13 protein-coding genes, 1 tRNA gene, 1 pseudogene and 1 riboswitch are annotated in these 16,968 nt (G+C 70.8%); of the genes and pseudogenes, 10 read left to right on the forward strand and 5 right to left on the reverse strand.

Annotated elements, in window-relative coordinates; genetic code table 11:
* Nucleotides 1-144: 144 nt before the first annotated feature.
* The 8 genes and pseudogenes from ACFC09_RS24895 (at nucleotide 145) to ACFC09_RS24930 (ending at nucleotide 9,495) form a co-directional block, all read left to right on the forward strand.
* Nucleotides 145-1,233 (forward strand): transglycosylase family protein, encoded by a 1,089-nt coding sequence (locus ACFC09_RS24895; RefSeq protein WP_376532080.1) that lies wholly within the window; start codon nucleotides 145-147, stop codon nucleotides 1,231-1,233.
* Between the two features lie 182 nt (nucleotides 1,234-1,415).
* Nucleotides 1,416-1,583, forward strand: a riboswitch (cyclic di-AMP (ydaO/yuaA leader).
* A 4-nt stretch (nucleotides 1,584-1,587) separates the two neighbouring features.
* Entirely contained in the window at nucleotides 1,588-2,286 is a 699-nt protein-coding gene (locus ACFC09_RS24900) for a transglycosylase family protein (protein ID WP_376532082.1), read from the forward strand.
* A gap of 560 nt (nucleotides 2,287-2,846) precedes the next feature.
* A complete protein-coding gene (gene eno / locus ACFC09_RS24905; protein ID WP_376532145.1) occupies nucleotides 2,847-4,133 on the forward strand; it encodes a phosphopyruvate hydratase in 1,287 nt (428 codons plus the stop codon).
* Nucleotides 4,134-4,332: 199 nt separating this feature from the next.
* A complete protein-coding gene (locus tag ACFC09_RS24910) occupies nucleotides 4,333-4,809 on the forward strand; it encodes a septum formation initiator family protein (protein ID WP_376532084.1) in 477 nt (158 codons plus the stop codon).
* 29 nt (nucleotides 4,810-4,838) lie between these two features.
* Nucleotides 4,839-5,387 (forward strand): annotated as a pseudogene (locus ACFC09_RS24915) (DUF501 domain-containing protein); the annotation flags it as partial.
* Between the two features lie 164 nt (nucleotides 5,388-5,551).
* On the forward strand, nucleotides 5,552-6,493 hold the full coding sequence (locus ACFC09_RS24920; protein ID WP_376532086.1) for an exopolyphosphatase: 942 nt from the start codon (nucleotides 5,552-5,554) through the stop codon (nucleotides 6,491-6,493).
* A gap of 200 nt (nucleotides 6,494-6,693) precedes the next feature.
* The gene (locus tag ACFC09_RS24925; protein ID WP_376532088.1) at nucleotides 6,694-7,425 is read left to right on the forward strand and encodes a dienelactone hydrolase family protein; all 732 of its coding nucleotides are present in this window, start codon (nucleotides 6,694-6,696) and stop codon (nucleotides 7,423-7,425) included.
* 672 nt (nucleotides 7,426-8,097) lie between these two features.
* Nucleotides 8,098-9,495: an NAD(P)/FAD-dependent oxidoreductase gene (locus ACFC09_RS24930; RefSeq protein ID WP_376532090.1), complete on the forward strand. Its 1,398-nt coding sequence runs from the start codon at nucleotides 8,098-8,100 to the stop codon at nucleotides 9,493-9,495.
* Nucleotides 9,496-9,988: 493 nt separating this feature from the next.
* Here the strand turns inward: ACFC09_RS24930 and ACFC09_RS24935 are convergent, their stop codons facing one another.
* Nucleotides 9,989-10,177, reverse strand: coding sequence for a hypothetical protein (locus ACFC09_RS24935; RefSeq protein ID WP_376532092.1), 189 nt, complete (start codon nucleotides 10,175-10,177; stop codon nucleotides 9,989-9,991).
* Nucleotides 10,178-10,489: 312 nt separating this feature from the next.
* Between ACFC09_RS24935 and ACFC09_RS24940 the strand changes: the two genes are divergently transcribed.
* The gene (locus ACFC09_RS24940) at nucleotides 10,490-11,776 is read left to right on the forward strand and encodes a class I SAM-dependent methyltransferase (RefSeq protein ID WP_376532094.1); all 1,287 of its coding nucleotides are present in this window, start codon (nucleotides 10,490-10,492) and stop codon (nucleotides 11,774-11,776) included.
* A 77-nt stretch (nucleotides 11,777-11,853) separates the two neighbouring features.
* On the opposite strand, the gene ACFC09_RS24945 is transcribed toward ACFC09_RS24940, so the two are convergent.
* A complete protein-coding gene (locus ACFC09_RS24945) occupies nucleotides 11,854-14,382 on the reverse strand; it encodes an ABC transporter permease (RefSeq protein WP_376532096.1) in 2,529 nt (842 codons plus the stop codon).
* Nucleotides 14,383-14,415: 33 nt separating this feature from the next.
* Nucleotides 14,416-15,237: an ABC transporter ATP-binding protein gene (locus ACFC09_RS24950; protein WP_376532098.1), complete on the reverse strand. Its 822-nt coding sequence runs from the start codon at nucleotides 15,235-15,237 to the stop codon at nucleotides 14,416-14,418.
* Between the two features lie 380 nt (nucleotides 15,238-15,617).
* On the opposite strand from ACFC09_RS24950, the gene ACFC09_RS24955 reads away from it, so the two are divergent.
* A tRNA-Leu gene (locus ACFC09_RS24955) sits at nucleotides 15,618-15,702 on the forward strand.
* Between the two features lie 148 nt (nucleotides 15,703-15,850).
* Here ACFC09_RS24955 and ACFC09_RS24960 read toward each other — a convergent pair.
* Nucleotides 15,851-16,066 (reverse strand): hypothetical protein, encoded by a 216-nt coding sequence (locus ACFC09_RS24960; protein WP_376532099.1) that lies wholly within the window; start codon nucleotides 16,064-16,066, stop codon nucleotides 15,851-15,853.
* A 34-nt stretch (nucleotides 16,067-16,100) separates the two neighbouring features.
* Nucleotides 16,101-16,925, reverse strand: coding sequence for a BTAD domain-containing putative transcriptional regulator (locus tag ACFC09_RS24965; RefSeq protein WP_376532101.1), 825 nt, complete (start codon nucleotides 16,923-16,925; stop codon nucleotides 16,101-16,103).
* Nucleotides 16,926-16,968: the final 43 nt, after the last annotated feature.

A 16,968-nucleotide genomic window follows, 5' to 3' on the forward strand; every position in this document is an offset into this window, starting at 1 on the left:
AGCCTTTCACGGCTGTGATCTTCGCGTGATCTGTGCGGCATTAACTTGTGACTAGGGATCGTATGCCTATACGTTCACCCCTCGGTGCGGTAGTCCGGCACGATCCGCCGCACCGGTCAGTGCCGTCGCGCGAAAGGCTTCCGCATGCTCACCGGGAACGGACGTCACCGTCGCCCCCGTCAGGCTCCGGCCCTCGTCGTCGCGGCCGGAGTGACCGGCTCCGCGATTGCCATCCCGCTCCTCGCCGCCACCGCCGCGAGTGCCGCCGACGGCACCACCTGGGACCGGGTGGCCGAGTGCGAGAGCGGCGGTTCATGGAGCGCCAACACGGGCAACGCGTACTTCGGCGGACTGCAGATCTCGCAGCGGGACTGGGACGAGTACGGCGGCGACACGTACGCGGTCACCCCGGACCAGGCCAGCCGCCAGCAGCAGATCGCGGTCGCCGAGAAGATCCTCGCCGACCAGGGGACCACCCCCTGGGCGACCTGCGCCCTGCTGTCCGGGCTCACCGCCAAGTCCGGCCACATCGGGGTCGACACCGGTGTCACGGACGGCTCCTCGTCCGGCAAGAAGGGTTCCTCGGAGGATTCGCACGGGTCGGGTTCATCGGGTTCATCTGATTCATCCGGATTGCCCGGCTCGCCGGGCTTGTCCGACTCGCCCCCGTCGTCCGACACCTCCTCGGACCCGTCCTCGGATTCCACTTCGGGCTCCCTTCCGAGCGGTTCACCGTCCGGCTCTCCGTCATCGAGCGCGAGCCCGAGCACGGGTTCGGGTTCGGGTTCGGGTTCGGGCCACGGTGTGACGGACGGGCCTGCGAAGCCCAGTAAGTCCGACAAGTCGGCATCGACTGACTCCAGTGCTTCGCCGGGAATCGGCGATTCGTCCACGGAGTCCCCCGACCCCGGCGGTGCGGACAACTCCTGGCGGACCGGCGGCTCCTGGAGTCTGGTCGACACCGGCTCCCTGGACGGCGGCGGCCGTCATCGGGGCGACAGTGCGGATGAAAGCGGGACAACCGGGACGGGTGGTCGAGGGGCCGCCCCGTCCGGCAAGCACGCCTACACCGTCCGAGCCGGCGACACCCTCGGCTCCATCGCCGACTCGCTTGGCGTGGACGGCGGATGGCATGCGCTCTACGCGGCCAACGAGAAGGTCGTCGGCTCCGACCCGGACCACATCACCCCCGGTCAGGCCCTGAAGGTCGGGACCGAAGGGCACGCCGGATAGCGGGAGTTGGCGCCCCGCTTCGGGCTTAATGTCCGGTTTGGTGAAAGTGTGGGATGAGTCTCAGAAGCCTTGATCGTCTTTGAAATTCCACGAAGCGCGTGTCTACGGTCATGACCGCTCGCCACCGCGGGCCCCGGCTGCCGCAACGCCTAATCCTGCCAACGGCCGTACGGGAACAGTCGTCGCGTCGAGCGCCGTAGGCAGGAGCGGGGGACCCAAGGTAGGTGCCGCTGCGGTCGGTTGACCGAAGCGGCTCGGGGTGAAGCCGTGCCTCCACATCGAGGTGCGGCCGGGCAACTCAACCGGCCCGAACCCGACAGCTCACCTCGCAGGCGTCGGTGAGGGGATCGATCCATGCTGTTCTCCAGCAAGGGCAAGCACCGTCGCCCGTCCAAGGCCACCCGCGTCGTCGCGCTCGCCGGTGTCACCGGTGCCGCCGTCGCCGCCCCGCTGATGGCCGTCGGCGACGCCTCCGCCGCCACCGCCTCCCAGTGGGACGCCGTCGCCCAGTGCGAGTCCGGCGGCAACTGGTCCATCAACACCGGCAACAGCTACTTCGGCGGCCTGCAGTTCTCCGCCTCCACCTGGGCCGCCTACGGCGGCACGCAGTACGCGGCTTCCGCCGACAAGGCCACCAAGGCGCAGCAGATAGCCGTCGCCGAGAAGGTCCTCGCGAGCCAGGGCAAGGGCGCCTGGCCGGTCTGCGGCACCGGTCTGTCCAGCACCCCCTACTCCGGTGGCGACTCCAGCGGTTCGGGTTCCGGTTCCAGCGGTTCCGGTTCGACCGGCTCCACCGCCGACCGTGCCACCGGGCAGCAGGCCGCCTCGCGCTCCGCCGACCGCCCGGCCGCGAGCAGGACCGTCACCACCCCGACCGGCAAGAAGGTCAAGAAGGGTGACGGCGAGTACAAGGTCGTCAAGGGCGACACCCTCAGCTCGATCGCCGAGAAGCACCGCGTCACGGGCGGCTGGCAGAAGCTGTTCGAGCTGAACAAGGACATCGTCGAGAACGCCGACCTCATCTACCCGGGCCAGCAGCTGCACCTGAAGTGACCCCGGCGGTCCGCTCCTGAAGGTCCCCCGCCGGACCGCTCCTGGTTCGACCCCGGCGGGCGCTCCCGAGGCGACAGCCGATCGGCAGCCCGGTCACAGCCCCCGCACAGCGGCGGCCTCCATCGTGGAGGACGCCCGGGGGCAGCCCCCGTCCCCACGGGCTCCCCGCCCCGACGCGCTCTCCCCCGTGCGCGCCGGGGCGGGTTCTTTCCTTTCTGTTCCTTTCTGTTCCGTTCCTTTCCGCGCGGCTCGTCCGTACGGCTCGTCCGTGCCGCTCGTCCTTACCGCTCGCCCATTGCCCCGCGTCCGCCCGCGTCCGCCCGCATTCTGCGTTTCCCGGGCATTCCCGCGCTTCCGCGCCGCCGTTTGCTCCGCGCACCCTGAGCCGGCACCGGCGGTTTTCGTTCCCCCCTTTGTTCCGTTCAGAAACAATGTGTACCGTCAGCTGTCGTCACCCTGTCCACGGGGCGGTCGGCTACCGGCCGAGGCCCCCGGGCCGGTTAGGCTCTAGTCGCAAGGCGCACAGCCCCGCACTTCCAGCGTCACATTCCATGAAGGAGATGCTCGTGCCGTCCATCGACGTCGTCGTAGCCCGGGAAATCCTGGACTCCCGAGGCAATCCCACGGTCGAGGTCGAGGTCGGCCTCGACGACGGCAGCACGGGTCGTGCCGCCGTCCCGTCCGGCGCCTCCACCGGCGCCTTCGAGGCCATCGAGCTGCGCGACGGTGACCCCAACCGCTACCTGGGCAAGGGCGTCGAGAAGGCCGTCCTCGCCGTCATCGAGCAGATCGGCCCTGAGCTGGTCGGCTACGACGCCACCGAGCAGCGCCTGATCGACCAGGCCATGTTCGACCTGGACGCCACCGACAACAAGGGCTCGCTCGGCGCCAACGCCATCCTCGGTGTCTCCCTCGCCGTCGCCCACGCGGCCTCCGAGGCCAGCGACCTCCCCCTCTTCCGCTACCTGGGCGGCCCGAACGCGCACCTGCTGCCGGTGCCGATGATGAACATCCTGAACGGCGGCTCGCACGCCGACTCCAACGTGGACATCCAGGAGTTCATGATCGCCCCGATCGGCGCGGAGTCCTTCTCCGAGGCGCTGCGCTGGGGTGCCGAGGTCTACCACACCCTGAAGTCCGTCCTGAAGACCAAGGGCCTGTCCACCGGCCTCGGCGACGAGGGCGGCTTCGCCCCGAACCTGGGCTCCAACCGCGACGCCCTCGACCTGATCCTCGAAGCGATCAAGCAGGCCGGGTACGTCCCCGGGGAGCAGATCGCCCTCGCCCTCGACGTCGCCGCCTCCGAGTTCTACAAGGAGGGCAAGTACGTCTTCGAGGGCAAGGAGCGCTCCGCCGCCGAGATGACGGAGTACTACGAGGAGCTGGTCGCCGCCTACCCGCTGGTCTCGATCGAGGACCCGCTGTTCGAGGACGACTGGGCGGGCTGGAAGGTCATCACGGACAAGCTCGGCGACAAGGTGCAGCTGGTCGGCGACGACCTGTTCGTCACCAACCCGGAGCGGCTGGCCCGCGGCATCGAGGAGGGCACCGCCAACGCCCTGCTGGTCAAGGTCAACCAGATCGGCTCGCTGACCGAGACCCTGGACGCCGTCGAGCTGGCCCAGCGCAACGGCTTCAAGTGCATGATGTCGCACCGCTCCGGTGAGACCGAGGACGTCACCATCGCCGACCTGGCCGTCGCCACCAACTGCGGCCAGATCAAGACCGGTGCCCCGGCCCGCTCCGAGCGCGTCGCCAAGTACAACCAGCTGCTGCGCATCGAGGAGATCCTCGACGACGCCGCGGTCTACGCCGGCCGCAGCGCCTTCCCGCGCTTCAAGGGCTGATCCGCCGAAGACCGAGGCTCAGCCAGTCGTACGTACGTCCCCGTACCCGGTCCCGTACCGTGTCCGGGGACGTACGCGCGTATGACGCGCACGGAGCACGCACGCGAAAGCACAGCGGAAGCGATCCGGCAGCACGCCGGAAGCACGCCGGAAGTATGCGGGAAGCGGGCGGGAAGCAGGCAGGGAAGGGGAGGCGGAGATGGCCGCGAAGGACCGGGACCGGTTCTCCACCACGACCCGGCTGCGGCTGCTCGGGGAGCAGACGGCGGCCCGGGTGTACCGTTCCCAGACCCGGCGGCAGGACCGCCGCTCCCGGCTCACCGGACGCGCCGCGCTGCTCGCCCTGGTCCTGTGCACGATGGTGGTGGCACTCGCCTATCCGATACGGCAGTACGTCTCCCAGCGGGGCCAGATCGCCGACCTGGAACGGCAGCGCCGGCAGGCCGAGGAACGGGTCGAGCGGCTGCGCGACCTCAAGGCACGCTGGCAGGACGACGCGTACGCGGAGCAGCAGATCCGGGAGCGGCTGCACTATGTGATGCCCGGCGAGACCGGCTACATCATGATCGACCCGAACGCGGCCAAGCAGGCCCGCGCCGACCTCGGCGCGGCGCACCGCCCGTGGTACGCGAACGTCTGGGACGGCGTCGACAAGTCCGACGCCTCCGACCAGTGAACCGACAGAGAGACACCCCGAACACAGTCATGGACACGCCTCCGCCGCCCACTCCGCGCACCGAACCGACCGCCGCGGACGTCGAGGCATTCAAGCAGCAGCTCGGGCGTCCGCCCCGCGGGCTGCGCGCGATCGCCCACCGCTGCCCGTGCGGACAGCCGGACGTCGTGGAGACGGCCCCGCGGCTGCCGGACGGCACCCCCTTCCCGACGCTGTACTACCTGACGTGCCCGCGCGCCTCCTCGGCGATCGGCACACTGGAGGCGAACGGCGTCATGAAGGAGATGACGGACCGCCTGGCCGCCGACCCCGACCTGGCCGCCGCCTACCGTGCCGCGCACGAGGACTACCTCCGGCGCCGGGACGAGATCGAGGAGCTGACCGGCTTCCCGAGCGCGGGCGGCATGCCGGACCGGGTGAAGTGCCTGCACGTCCTGGTCGCCCACGCACTGGCCGCCGGGCCCGGGGTGAACCCGCTGGGCGACGAGGCGATCGCGCTGCTGCCCGAGTGGTGGCGCAAGGGACCGTGCGTCACGGCCCCCTCCACCGACACCGAAGACACCTCCGGCACCGAAGACACCGCCGGCACCGAAGACACCGCCGGCACCACAGGCGTCTCCGGCACCACAGGCACGGCAGGCGCCTCCGGCACCACAGGCACCATGGACACCATGGACACCGAAGACATCGCCCACACCAAAGACACCGACGGTGTGAAGCCCACCCCGGAGGGGGACGACCAGTGACCCGCGTGGCCGCCGTGGACTGCGGTACGAACTCGATCCGGCTGCTCGTCGCCGACGCCGACCCCGCGACGGGCGAACTCGTCGACCTGGACCGGCGGATGACCATCGTGCGGCTCGGCCAGGGCGTCGACCGCACCGGCCGGCTCGCCCCCGAGGCCCTGGGGCGGACCTTCGCCGCCTGCCGGGAGTACGCCGCGGTCATCAAGGAGCACGGCGCCGAGCGGCTGCGGTTCGTGGCGACCTCCGCCTCCCGGGACGCGGAGAACCGGGACGAGTTCGTACGGGGCGTGCTGGACATCCTCGGCGTGGAGCCCGAGGTGATCTCCGGGGACCAGGAGGCCGCGCTCTCCTTCACCGGGGCCACCGCGGAACTCCAGGGCCGCGACGACCTCGCCCGGCCCTACCTGGTCGTCGACATCGGCGGCGGCTCGACCGAGTTCGTGGTCGGCGACGATCGGGTGCGCGCGGCGCGCTCCGTCGACGTGGGCTGTGTCCGGATGACCGAGCGCCACCTGGTCTCCGAGGGCGCGGTGAGCGACCCGCCGTCGAAGCGGCAGATCGCCGCCATGCGGGCCGACATCGAGGCGGCGCTGGACCTCGCCGAGGAGACGGTTCCGCTGCGCGAGGCGCGCACGCTGGTGGGGCTCGCGGGGTCCGTGACCACCGTGTCGGCGATCGCCCAGGAGCTGCCCGCCTACGACTCCGCCCGCATCCACCACTCCCGTGTCTCCCGTGACCGGGTCCGCGAGATCACCGAGTGGCTGCTGCGCTCCACGCACGCCGAGCGGGCCGCGATCCCGTCCATGCACCCCGGGCGCGTCGACGTCATCGGCGCGGGGTCGCTCGTACTGCTGGCGATCATGGAACGCACCGGCGCGCACGAGGTCGTCGTGAGCGAGCACGACATCCTCGACGGCATCGGATGGTCTTTGGCCTGACCGCCTACGGGTTGCGGTACACCCTGCGCGAAAACCCGTTGGCGGACCACGGCGGCCACTGCTACCTTTCCGGAGGCCGTGCGAGAGATCGAGGAGGTGGTACCCGTGAACGTATCGACATGGGTGCTCCCCTCCGGGGTCACGGTCGGGCGGTAGGTCGTCCGGGAGCGCCGCTCTGAGCACTCCCGAAAGGCACGACAGTGCGATTCATTTCTGAACGGCGCCTCGACGACGGCGTCATCGAGCGCGAGTTCTCCCTCGGCGAGATCCCCGGCACCCTGTGGACGCCCGAATCGGCGTCCGCGTCCGCACCGGTCCCGCTGATCCTGATGGCCCACAACAACGGCCTGCCCAAGGCGGAACCCCGGCTGGTGGCCCGCGCCCGGCTCTCTGCCGCGTACGGCTACGCGGTGGCCTCCATCGACGCCGCCGGGTGCGGTGACCGGCCGCGTTCCGCCGCCGACGAGCAGGCCCGCACCGACCTCCGCCGGGCGATGCGGGCGGGCGAGCCGACCGACGAGATCTTCGAGTCCTTCGTCGGCCCGCTGGTCGAAAAGGCGGCCCCGGAATGGCGGACCACCCTGGACGCCCTCCTGTCTCTGCCCGAGACCGGCGGCCCGGTCGGGTACTCGGGGTGGACCGCCCTCGGCATCCGCCTCGCGGTGACCGAACCGCGTATCGCCGCCGCCGGTCTCTTCGCCGGGGGTTTCGTGCCCCGCGCCCAGCGCGAGGAGGCCCGGCAGGTCACCGTTCCGCTGCTGTTCCTGTTGCAGTGGGACGACGAAGGGAACCCCCGGCAGCGGGCCCTGGACCTGTTCGACGCCTTCGGCAGCAAGGAGAAGACGCTGCACGCCAATCTGGGCGGGCACACCGGCACCCCGTGGTTCGAGAGGGAGGACGGGGACCGGTTCTTCGGCCGCCACCTGAAGTGAGGCCGGGCCGCCGGGCCGGCAGCACACGCTAGGCGGTGCCGGCCGGTGCGCCGCTCGTCGAGGACGGGTCCCGGCCCTCCTCGATGACGGTGGCCGGCCGGCGCACCACCGCCCCGATCGCGGCGGTACCGGCCATCGGCGGTACCGGCCATCGGCGGTACCGGCCGGTCGGGGCGGCGCCAGGCCGCCGGTGCCGCCCTCAACCGGGCTGGTCCCCGAGGCCGTTCTCCACCCGGCCTCCACCGATCTTTCACCCGTCGGCGGCACTCCGCTGAGCTATCCGGATAACATATGAGCGGCTTGCGAGGGCCCCGACGTGCCGTCCCGCGACGCGCCGCCGGAAAACTTCGTGAAGTTCTTCACAAGGATTTCCTGCCGGGTGTCGGGCCGAACGGGTCGGGGCCTGTCGACAGGGGGCTCAACGGCCCTGCGGGCGTGCTCAAGGGAGCGATCCGGAGGGGTCGTGCGGCGGTGTCGGAAGGGGTTGTCCGCCTCACCCGGAAGTCCGGACGGGCAGCTCACGCGCCATTGACAACGGTCGGTACCGGACACGGGTCCCGCGGTCCCGCCATGCCCTGGTCCGAGTGGGCCGCGGAGTCTAACACAAGGCCCCGCGAAGCTTGTGAAGGGGCGCACGAGCTACCCCCCTGAGGCAGGTGGATACTCAATGCCATGAGCACCACGGAGCGTCCCAGGATCCTCGTAGTAGGCGGTGGGTACGTAGGCCTGTACGCGGCTCGGCGCATCCTCAAGAAGATGCGCTACGGCGAGGCGACCGTCACGGTCGTCGACCCCCGGTCGTACATGACCTACCAGCCCTTCCTCCCCGAAGCCGCCGCCGGCAGCATCTCCCCTCGCCACGTCGTCGTCCCCCTGCGACGCGTGCTGCCGAAGGCGGAGGTCCTCACCGGCCGGGTCACCACCATCGACCAGGACCGCAAGGTCGCGACCGTCGCCCCGCTCGTCGGCGAGGCGTACGAACTGCCCTTCGACTACCTGGTGATCGCGCTCGGCGCGGTCTCCCGCACCTTCCCGATCCCCGGCCTCGCCGAGCAGGGCATCGGCATGAAGGGCGTCGAGGAGTCCATCGGCCTGCGCAACCACGTCCTCGAACAGCTCGACAAGGCCGACTCCACGACCGACGAGGAGATCCGCCGCAAGGCGCTCACCTTCGTCTTCGTCGGCGGTGGCTTCGCAGGCGCGGAGACCATCGGCGAGGTCGAGGACATGGCCCGGGACGCGGCCAAGTACTACAACAACGTCTCCCGCGAGGACATGCGGTTCATCCTCGTCGACGCCGCCGACAAGATCCTCCCGGAGGTCGGCCCCAAGCTCGGCCTGTACGGCAAGGAGCACCTGGAGAGCCGCGGCGTGGAGATCTACCTCTCCACCTCCATGGACTCCTGCGTCGACGGCCACGTGGTGCTGAAGAACGGGCTGGAGGTCGACTCCAACACGATCGTGTGGACCGCGGGCGTCAAGCCCAACCCGGTCCTGTCCCGCTACGGCCTGCCGCTCGGTCCGCGCGGCCACGTGGACACCGCGGCGACCCTCCAGGTGCAGGGCACGGACTACATCTGGGCCGCCGGTGACAACGCCCAGGTGCCGGACCTCGTCGGCCGCAAGGCCGGCAACCCGAACGCCTGGTGCCCGCCCAACGCCCAGCACGCGCTGCGCCAGGCCAAGGTGCTCGGCGACAACGTCATCTCCGGCATGCGGGGCTTCAAGCAGAAGGACTACGCGCACGCCAACAAGGGCGCGGTGGCCGGCCTCGGCCTCCACAAGGGCGTCGCGATGATCGTCATGGGCAAGATGAAGATCAAGGTCAAGGGCCGGCTCGCCTGGTACATGCACCGTGGCTACCACGGCATGGCCATGCCGACCTGGAACCGCAAGATCCGCATCTTCGCCGACTGGACCCTCGGCATGTTCCTCAAGCGCGAGGTCGTCTCCCTCGGCGCCATGGAGCACCCCCGCGAGGAGTTCTACGAGGCCGCCAAGCCGGCGCCGGTCGCCGCCGCGGCCGTGGCCGGGTCCGACAAGAACGAGGCCAAGGCCAAGGCATCCTGACCGGCCGAGCCCGACCGGGGCTCCCGTCCGCCTCGTCCAGCCGCCCGAAGGGGCCGCCCGCCATCCGTGGTGCGGGCGGCCCCTTCGGCGTGCGGCGGCCATCCGCCCTGGTGCGGGGCCCCGGCGCCGGGCGGCCTGCCCGGTGCGCGGCCGGTTCGCGTGCCCCTCGACACCGCCCCGTCCGGCGGGCGGGCACGCGCACCCCTCGCAACGGCTTCCTCGGCACGGACCCCTCGGCACGGCCCCGTCGGGCGGGTGCGCGGTTGCATCCCTCCGGCAGCGGCCCGTTCGGGTGCGGGCGCGCGGGCCAAGCTCGCCGCCCGCTACGAGGTGGTCCTGCGCAGCCTCGACCGGCTGCGCGAACAGGGCTGATACCGGGAGTGGATACGACGCTGGGAACGGCTCCAGAGCGGTTTTGACTGCCGGCCCGTGTTCATGACCGCCGAGGGCTTCCCACACGACGTCCGTGACGCGTCCGGGCTGGTCGCACAGCTCAAACGCGGCCCTGACTGCCCGCCACGGAGCTGAGGGGGCGTCGGACGTCGTGCAGCAGCGCCGTGACGGCCGGTCGCAGTGTCGGGTCGTCGAGGGACGGCAGGTCGTCGATCAGCATGTCGTTCAGGTCGGGGAGCCAGGGCCTGGCATCGACTGCGACTTCCCCCGCCGGCGCTTCGGAATTCATGGGGGATGGTGTCATACACGTTCGTGGGACGCTTCTCAAATGCCCGGCCCGGACGGTGTGTCGCGGCGCTCGTCCCGGCGGGTGCGCAGCGCCCCGATCCGCCTATCGGGTGTCCGTGGCCGAACTATCGGGTGTCCTGTGGACGAACGGCGGCGTCAGTGTGGCGGTGGTGTGGCGGTACGGGCATGGTGGCGCCGGTGGCAGCGTTGGGGAATGACGTCGCCCAGTGCGATCGTTGCCTGAGGTGACCGAATCCAGTGGCAGATTCCGCAGGTTCCGTCTCACCAGATCCCTCTTCCGGAGGTGTGCATCATGGCCGACGCCGCGTCGCGGCTGAAGAGTCTTGTCGAGCAGCTGCTGGGAGCACCGCTCCCGGTCCGCGTCCGCGCCTGGGACGGTTCACAGGCCGGCCCGCCGGGCGCGCCGGTCCTGGTCGTCCGCAACCGGCGCGCCCTGCGCCGGCTGCTGTTCAAGCCGGGCGAGCTGGGCCTGGCACGGGCCTGGGTCTCCGGCGACCTGACCGTCGAGGGCGACCTCTACTCGGCGCTCGCGCTGATGTCCCCGCTGGTGTGGGAGCGCAGCGAGGACACCCGTCCGCTCGGCCGCAGGCTGCGCGAGCCCGGGGTGCTCGCCGCCGCCGGTGAGCTGCTGAGGATGGCCGGACCGCCGATCCCGCCCGCCCCGCCCCGCGAAGAGGTCCGCAGGCACCGGCACCTGCACACCAGGCGCAGCGACAAGCAGGCCATCAGCCACCACTACGACGTCGGCAACGACTTCTACGAGATCGTCCTCGGCCCGTCCATGGTGTACTCCTGCGCCTACTGGGAGGAGGCCGGGACCCTGGAGTCCGCGCAGCGCGACAAGCTCGAACTCGTCTGCCGCAAGCTCGGCCTCACCGCGGGCCTGCGGCTCCTCGACGTCGGCTGCGGCTGGGGCTCGATGGCGATCCACGCCGCCCGCGAGCACGGCGTGCACGTCGTCGGCGTCACCCTCTCCCAGGAACAGGCCGCCTTCGCCCGCAAGCGGGTCGCCGAGGAGGGGCTGACCGACCGGGTGGAGATCCGGGTGCAGGACTACCGGGACGTCGTCGACGGCCCCTACGACGCGATCTCCTCCATCGGCATGGCCGAGCACGTCGGCGCCGAGCGGTACCTGGAGTACGCGACGGATCTGTACGCCCTGCTGAAGCCCGGCGGACGGCTCCTCAACCACCAGATCGCCCGCCGTCCGCAGCGGGACGAAGCGGCCTACCGGGTGGACGAGTTCATCGACTCCTACGTCTTCCCCGACGGCGAGCTGGCCCCGGTCGGCAGCACCGTGACGCTGCTGGAGCGGGCCGGTTTCGAGGTCCGGGACGTGGAGGCGATCCGCGAGCACTACGCGCTCACCCTGCGCCAGTGGGTGACCCGCCTGGAAGCCGACTGGAATCGGGCGGTCCGCCTCGCCGGGCCCGGCCGCGCCCGCGTCTGGCGCCTGTACATGGCGGCCTCCGCGCTGGCCTTCGAGACCAACCGCATCGGCGTGAACCAGGTCCTCGCGGTGCGCACGCCCGAGTCCGGGAAGTCCGTGCTGCCCCTGCGCACCCGCACCTGGAACTGACCGGACCGCAGACAGGAACGCGGGCCCCTTCCGCAACCGGAAGGGGCCCGCGCACATCCGTACCGGATCGCCGGCGGTCACTCCGACTTGATCGCCGCCAGCGTGTTCAGCCGGGACGCCCGCCGGGCGGGCCACAGCGCGGCCAGGATGCCGACCACTCCCGCGAGCAGCAGGAAGATGCCCATCCGGGTCCACGGCAGGACCAGTTCGTAGGTCGACAGCCGGGCGCCGATCAGCTGTCCGGCGGCCCAGCCGAAGAACACCCCGAGGCCGAGGCCGAGGATGCCGCCGAAGAGGGAGATGACCAGGGACTCCAGGCGGACCATCCGCTTGACGGCCTTGCGGTCCAGGCCGATCGCGCGGAGCATGCCGATCTCCTGGGAGCGCTCGAACACCGACATGGCCAGGGTGTTGACGACCCCGAGGACCGCGACGATCACCGCCATCGCGAGCAGGCCGTAGACCATGTTCAGCACGATGGTGAACACCTGCGCGATGCTGTCGGACAGGTCCTTCTTGTCCTGGACCAGGATCGCCGGGTTGGAGCCGAGGGCCTTCTCCAGCCGGTCCTTGGTCGCGCTCGACGCGCCGTCCGCGGTCTTGACCATGACCTGCATGTCGGCCGCGTCCACCTGGTGCGGCGCGAGGGTCGTGGTGTCGAGCATGATCCCGCGGATCATGTCGTTGCCCTCGTAGACGCCGGCCACCGTCAGCCGCTGCTGCTTGCCGTCCTCGTAGTGCACGGTGAAGTCCGAACCGGCCTTCCAGCCGCGGGACTTGGCGGTGTCGTCGTCGACCACGACCCGGGTGCCGGCCACCGTGAACGAGCCCGCGTCGACCTTCAGGTCGGTCAGCTTGCCGATGGCCGAGCCGTTGACGCCGGTCAGGAACTCGGTCTCGCCGTCGATGCGGGAGGGCGCGTTGCGCAGCGGGCTGCTGGCGGTCACGCCGCTCGTCGCCGCGAGCTCGCGGGCGACGTCGGGGGAGAGCTGGTTGCCGTTCGCCATCGACACGACGTAGTCCGCGCGCAGCGCCGAGCCGGCCATCTTGTCGATCGCCTGCTGAAGACTGCCCGCCATCACCGTCATGCCGGTGATCAGGGTCAGGCCGATCATCAGCGCCGACGCGGTGGCGGCGGTGCGGCGCGGGTTGCGCACCGAGTTCTGCCGGGCGAGCTTGCCCGCCACCCCGAAGACACGCAGCAGCGGGGCCGCCGCCGCGATCAGCGGGCGGGACAGCAGCGGCGTCAGGACGAACACACCGATGATCAGCAGTACGGCGCCCAGGCCCATCGGCGCCTGGCCGTCGGAGCCTTCCATCCCGGTGGCCGCCACGATCACCGCGACACCCGCCGCCGAGAACAGCGCGCCGATCGTGTTGCGCAGCACCAGCGACTTGGTGGTGGCCTGCGCGTGCAGGCTGCTCATCGCGGCGACCGGCGGGATCTTCGCCGCCCGGCGGCCGGGCAGCCAGGCCGCCAGCATGGTGATGACGATGCCGACCACGAGGGCGGCGGCCACCGTGCCGGGCGTGACGACCAGCGGTCCGTCGGGCATCGTCTGGCCGAACGAACCCATCAGCGAGCGCAGTCCCGCGCCGATGCCGATGCCGGCGAGCAGACCGGCCACACCGGCGACCGCGCCGACCACGAACGCCTCGATCAGCACCGACCGGGTGACCTGGCGGCGGGAGGCGCCGACCGCCCGCAGCAGCGCCAGTTCCTTGGTGCGCTGGGCGACCAGCATGGTGAAGGTGTTGGCGATGATGAACGTGCCGACGAACAGCGCGATGCCGGCGAAGACCAGCAGCCCCTGCCGCAGCCCGCTCATGCCGGAGGCGATCTGCTCGGCCTGGTCGTCGGCGAGCTTCTTACCGGTGGTGGTCTCGGTCAGGCCCTTGGGCAGGGCCGCGTCCAGTTGCGTCTTCAGAGCCGCCTGGCCGGTGCCCGGCTTCGCCCGGACGTCGATCTCGTCGTACGTGCCCGGCTTGCCGAACAGCTTCTGCGCGGTCGCCGTGTCGAACAGGGCGAGGCTGCCGCCCGCGGACACGTTGCCGTCGTCGGTGGTGAAGATGCCGGCGATCTTCGGGGTGAGGACCGGACCGTCGACCGAGACGCGCACGGTGTCGCCGACCTCGTAGCCGGCCCGCTCGGCGGTCTTGGAGTCGATGAGGACCTGGTCCGGGCCGCTCGGGGCGTGGCCGCCGATGAGCGGGTACCGGGCGTCCTTGTCGCCCCAGTAGTTGCCGCCGCGGGACTGCCAGCCGCCGCCGACGAGCTTGCCGTCCTTGTCGGCGATCGCGGTGAAGCCGCTGACGACACCGGTGGCGGAGGCGGCACCCGGGACCTTGGCGCTCGCGTCGAGCACCGACTGGGTCAGCTCCGGGGTCCTGCCGGTCCGGTCGCCCTCGGCGTCCTGGTGCTTGGGCTGTACGGCGACGTCGACGCCGTCGTAGCCCTGCGCGGAACTGTTCTGGTAGGCGTCGGAGATGGTGTTGGTGAAGACCAGGGTCCCCGACACGAAAGCCACGCCGAGCATCACGGCGAGGACGGTCATCAGGAGCCGGGCCTTGTGCGCGAGTACGTTGCGCAGGGCGGTGCGGAACATGGTGTTCTCTTCAGTCCGTGGTGGGGTCGGGGGTCAGCTGGTGCGGCCCTTGGCGTCGAACCGCTTCATGCGGTCCAGGACCGAGTCCGCGGTCGGCCCGTACAACTCGTCGACGATGTGTCCGTCCGCGAGGAACACCACCCGGTCCGCGTAGCCCGCCGCCATCGGGTCGTGGGTCACCATCACCACCGTCTGTCCCAGCTGGCGCACCGAGTTGCGCAGGAAGCCCAGCACCTCGGCGCCGGAGCGGGAGTCCAGGTTTCCGGTCGGCTCGTCACCGAAGACGATGTCCGGCTTGGCGGCCAGGGCGCGGGCGACGGCGACGCGCTGCTGCTGGCCGCCGGAGAGCTGGGCGGGCCGGTGGCTGAGCCGCCCCGACAGGCCCACCATCTCGATCACCGTGTTCAGCCACTGCTTGTCCGGCTTGCGGCCCGCGATGTCCATCGGGAGCGTGATGTTCTCCAGCGCCGACAGCGTCGGCAGCAGGTTGAACGCCTGGAAGATGAAGCCGATCTTGTCCCGGCGCAACTTGGTGAGCTGCTTGTCCTTCAGGGAGCCCAGCTCCGTGTCGCCGATCCGCACGGAGCCGGAGGAGAACGTGTCGAGGCCCGCGACGCAGTGCATCAGCGTGGACTTGCCGGAGCCCGACGGCCCCATGATCGCGGTGAACTGGGCCTGCTGGAAGTCGACGGAGACCCGGTCCAGGGCGACCACCTGGGTCTCGCCCTGCCCGTAGATCTTCGACAGCTCCGTGGCGCGAGCGGCCACGGCGGTGGCCTGGTGGGCGGCGATGGGTGTGGTGGTCACGGGAGGGTGCTCCTGTCGGGACGACGGCTTCGTGGGGACTGCGTCCATCGTCCCGGCCGCCCGGGGCGCTGGAGTCAGCCGCTGTTCCCGTTCTCGGGGCCGACTCCGGTCGGAGGGGAGCGGGCGGTGTCATACCTGGGGATGACGGTGGGACGACCCGTGAGCAGGAGACGCCGCCGCCCGCCGGGCACCGGCCGGTGACTTGCCAAGAACAGGTGGAGCGCCCTCGTAGGGACGGTGAAATTCCGTCATTCCGCGTACGCACGTACCCACCGGCCGTCACGCTATTGGCAAGTGCGGATGGACCGTACCGTGGTCTGATGCACCCTCAGACATCAATAAAATAAGACAACATCGGTCCGCGTGCCCGCTGTTCAGGGGGACCGTCCCGATAGGCTCGGGACCCCCGAAAAGCGGAGCCAAGGCCTGCCCGGATGGTGGAATGCAGACACGGCGAGCTTAAACCTCGCTGCCCTCGCGGGCGTACCGGTTCAAGTCCGGTTCCGGGCACCACTTGGTACATCGGCGCTGACCTGCGGAAACGGCTGGTCGGCGCCATACTTTTGCCGTGCCGCGGAAGCATGACGGGAACACCGGTGGATGCACTGGTGCGGCCCGTGGCCGGGCGAGGTCGGGTGAGGTCGGGTGACGTCGGGTGAGGTCACTCATCCGGGGCCGTGATGCTCTCGGTCCACCGCTGGAGCCATGCGGCGACCTGCCGGCAGACGTCGTCCGGACCCGCGGCGGTCGCGTAGACGACAGGGGGGTGCAGGGCGCTGTCGGCGACCAGCAGGCGGGCCCGTAGAGCCGGGGTCTGTCCCGGCTCCCACCAGACACGGATGACGAGTACTCCGGTGTGAGTGTCAGGAACAGTCATGGCTCCAGCGTCGCGGGCCGCCGCCACCCGAACGTCACCGTCGCGTGCGCAGGGCCGCGACCGCGCTGTCCATGCGACGGCACAGCGCCGGGGAGGGTTCGAGCCCGAGTTCGGTACGGAGCAGCTCGCGCAGCTCGCCGAAGTGCCTCAGGGCCGCGCCGGTGTTCCCCTCCGCGAGGTAGGTCTCGATGACCTGCCGGTGCGCGCTCTCGCGCAGTGGTTCGCCGGCGACCGCCCGCAGGGCCGCGTCCAGCGCCCGGCCGAACCGGCCGGCGGACCGGTGGCCCCGGGCGAGCGATTCCAGGGCGTGCAGCCGCATTTGGTGCAGCCGCTCCCGTTCGACGATCACCCACTCGTCCCACGCCTCCGGCAGCAGGTCGCTGCTCAGGGCATGGTCCGCCGGCTCCAGGTCCGGGGGCGGCGCCGCGGCGTGCCCGTCGTGCCCGTCGTGCCGCCGCGGCGGCCCGGACGGCCCCGGCGGTGCCGGCCGCTCTGACCGTTCCGACCAGGCGATCACCCGTTGCAGGGTGTCCTCGACGGCCGCCAGATCCGTCGCGATGTCCGGTGACAGCTGAAGGGTGCTCACCGTAGCGACGACCAGCGGCCGTTCCGGTCTGGGCAACCGCCACAGGGCCGAGCGCAGACAGCCGGCCGCCCGGTCGCCACAGGTGTCGGGCCACAGTTTCCCGGCGACGTGTTCCCGGGTGAGCGTGCGGCGACTCAGCACCAGGAGGCTCAGCAAGCGCCGGCCCGCGGGTGCGACGGGCACGGACCGTCCCGCGTACCGCAGGTCGAAACCGCCCATGAGCGTCAGCTGGGGAAGGTCGCGCGATCGCTGTTCGGCGGAGTGCTCGTCCATTGCGTCTCCTCGGACCGCGAAGAAGCCGTCGCCGGCGGGAAGT

It is taken from the genome of Streptomyces sp. NPDC056161 (assembly GCF_042268025.1).
GTDB lineage: Bacteria > Actinomycetota > Actinomycetes > Streptomycetales > Streptomycetaceae > Streptomyces.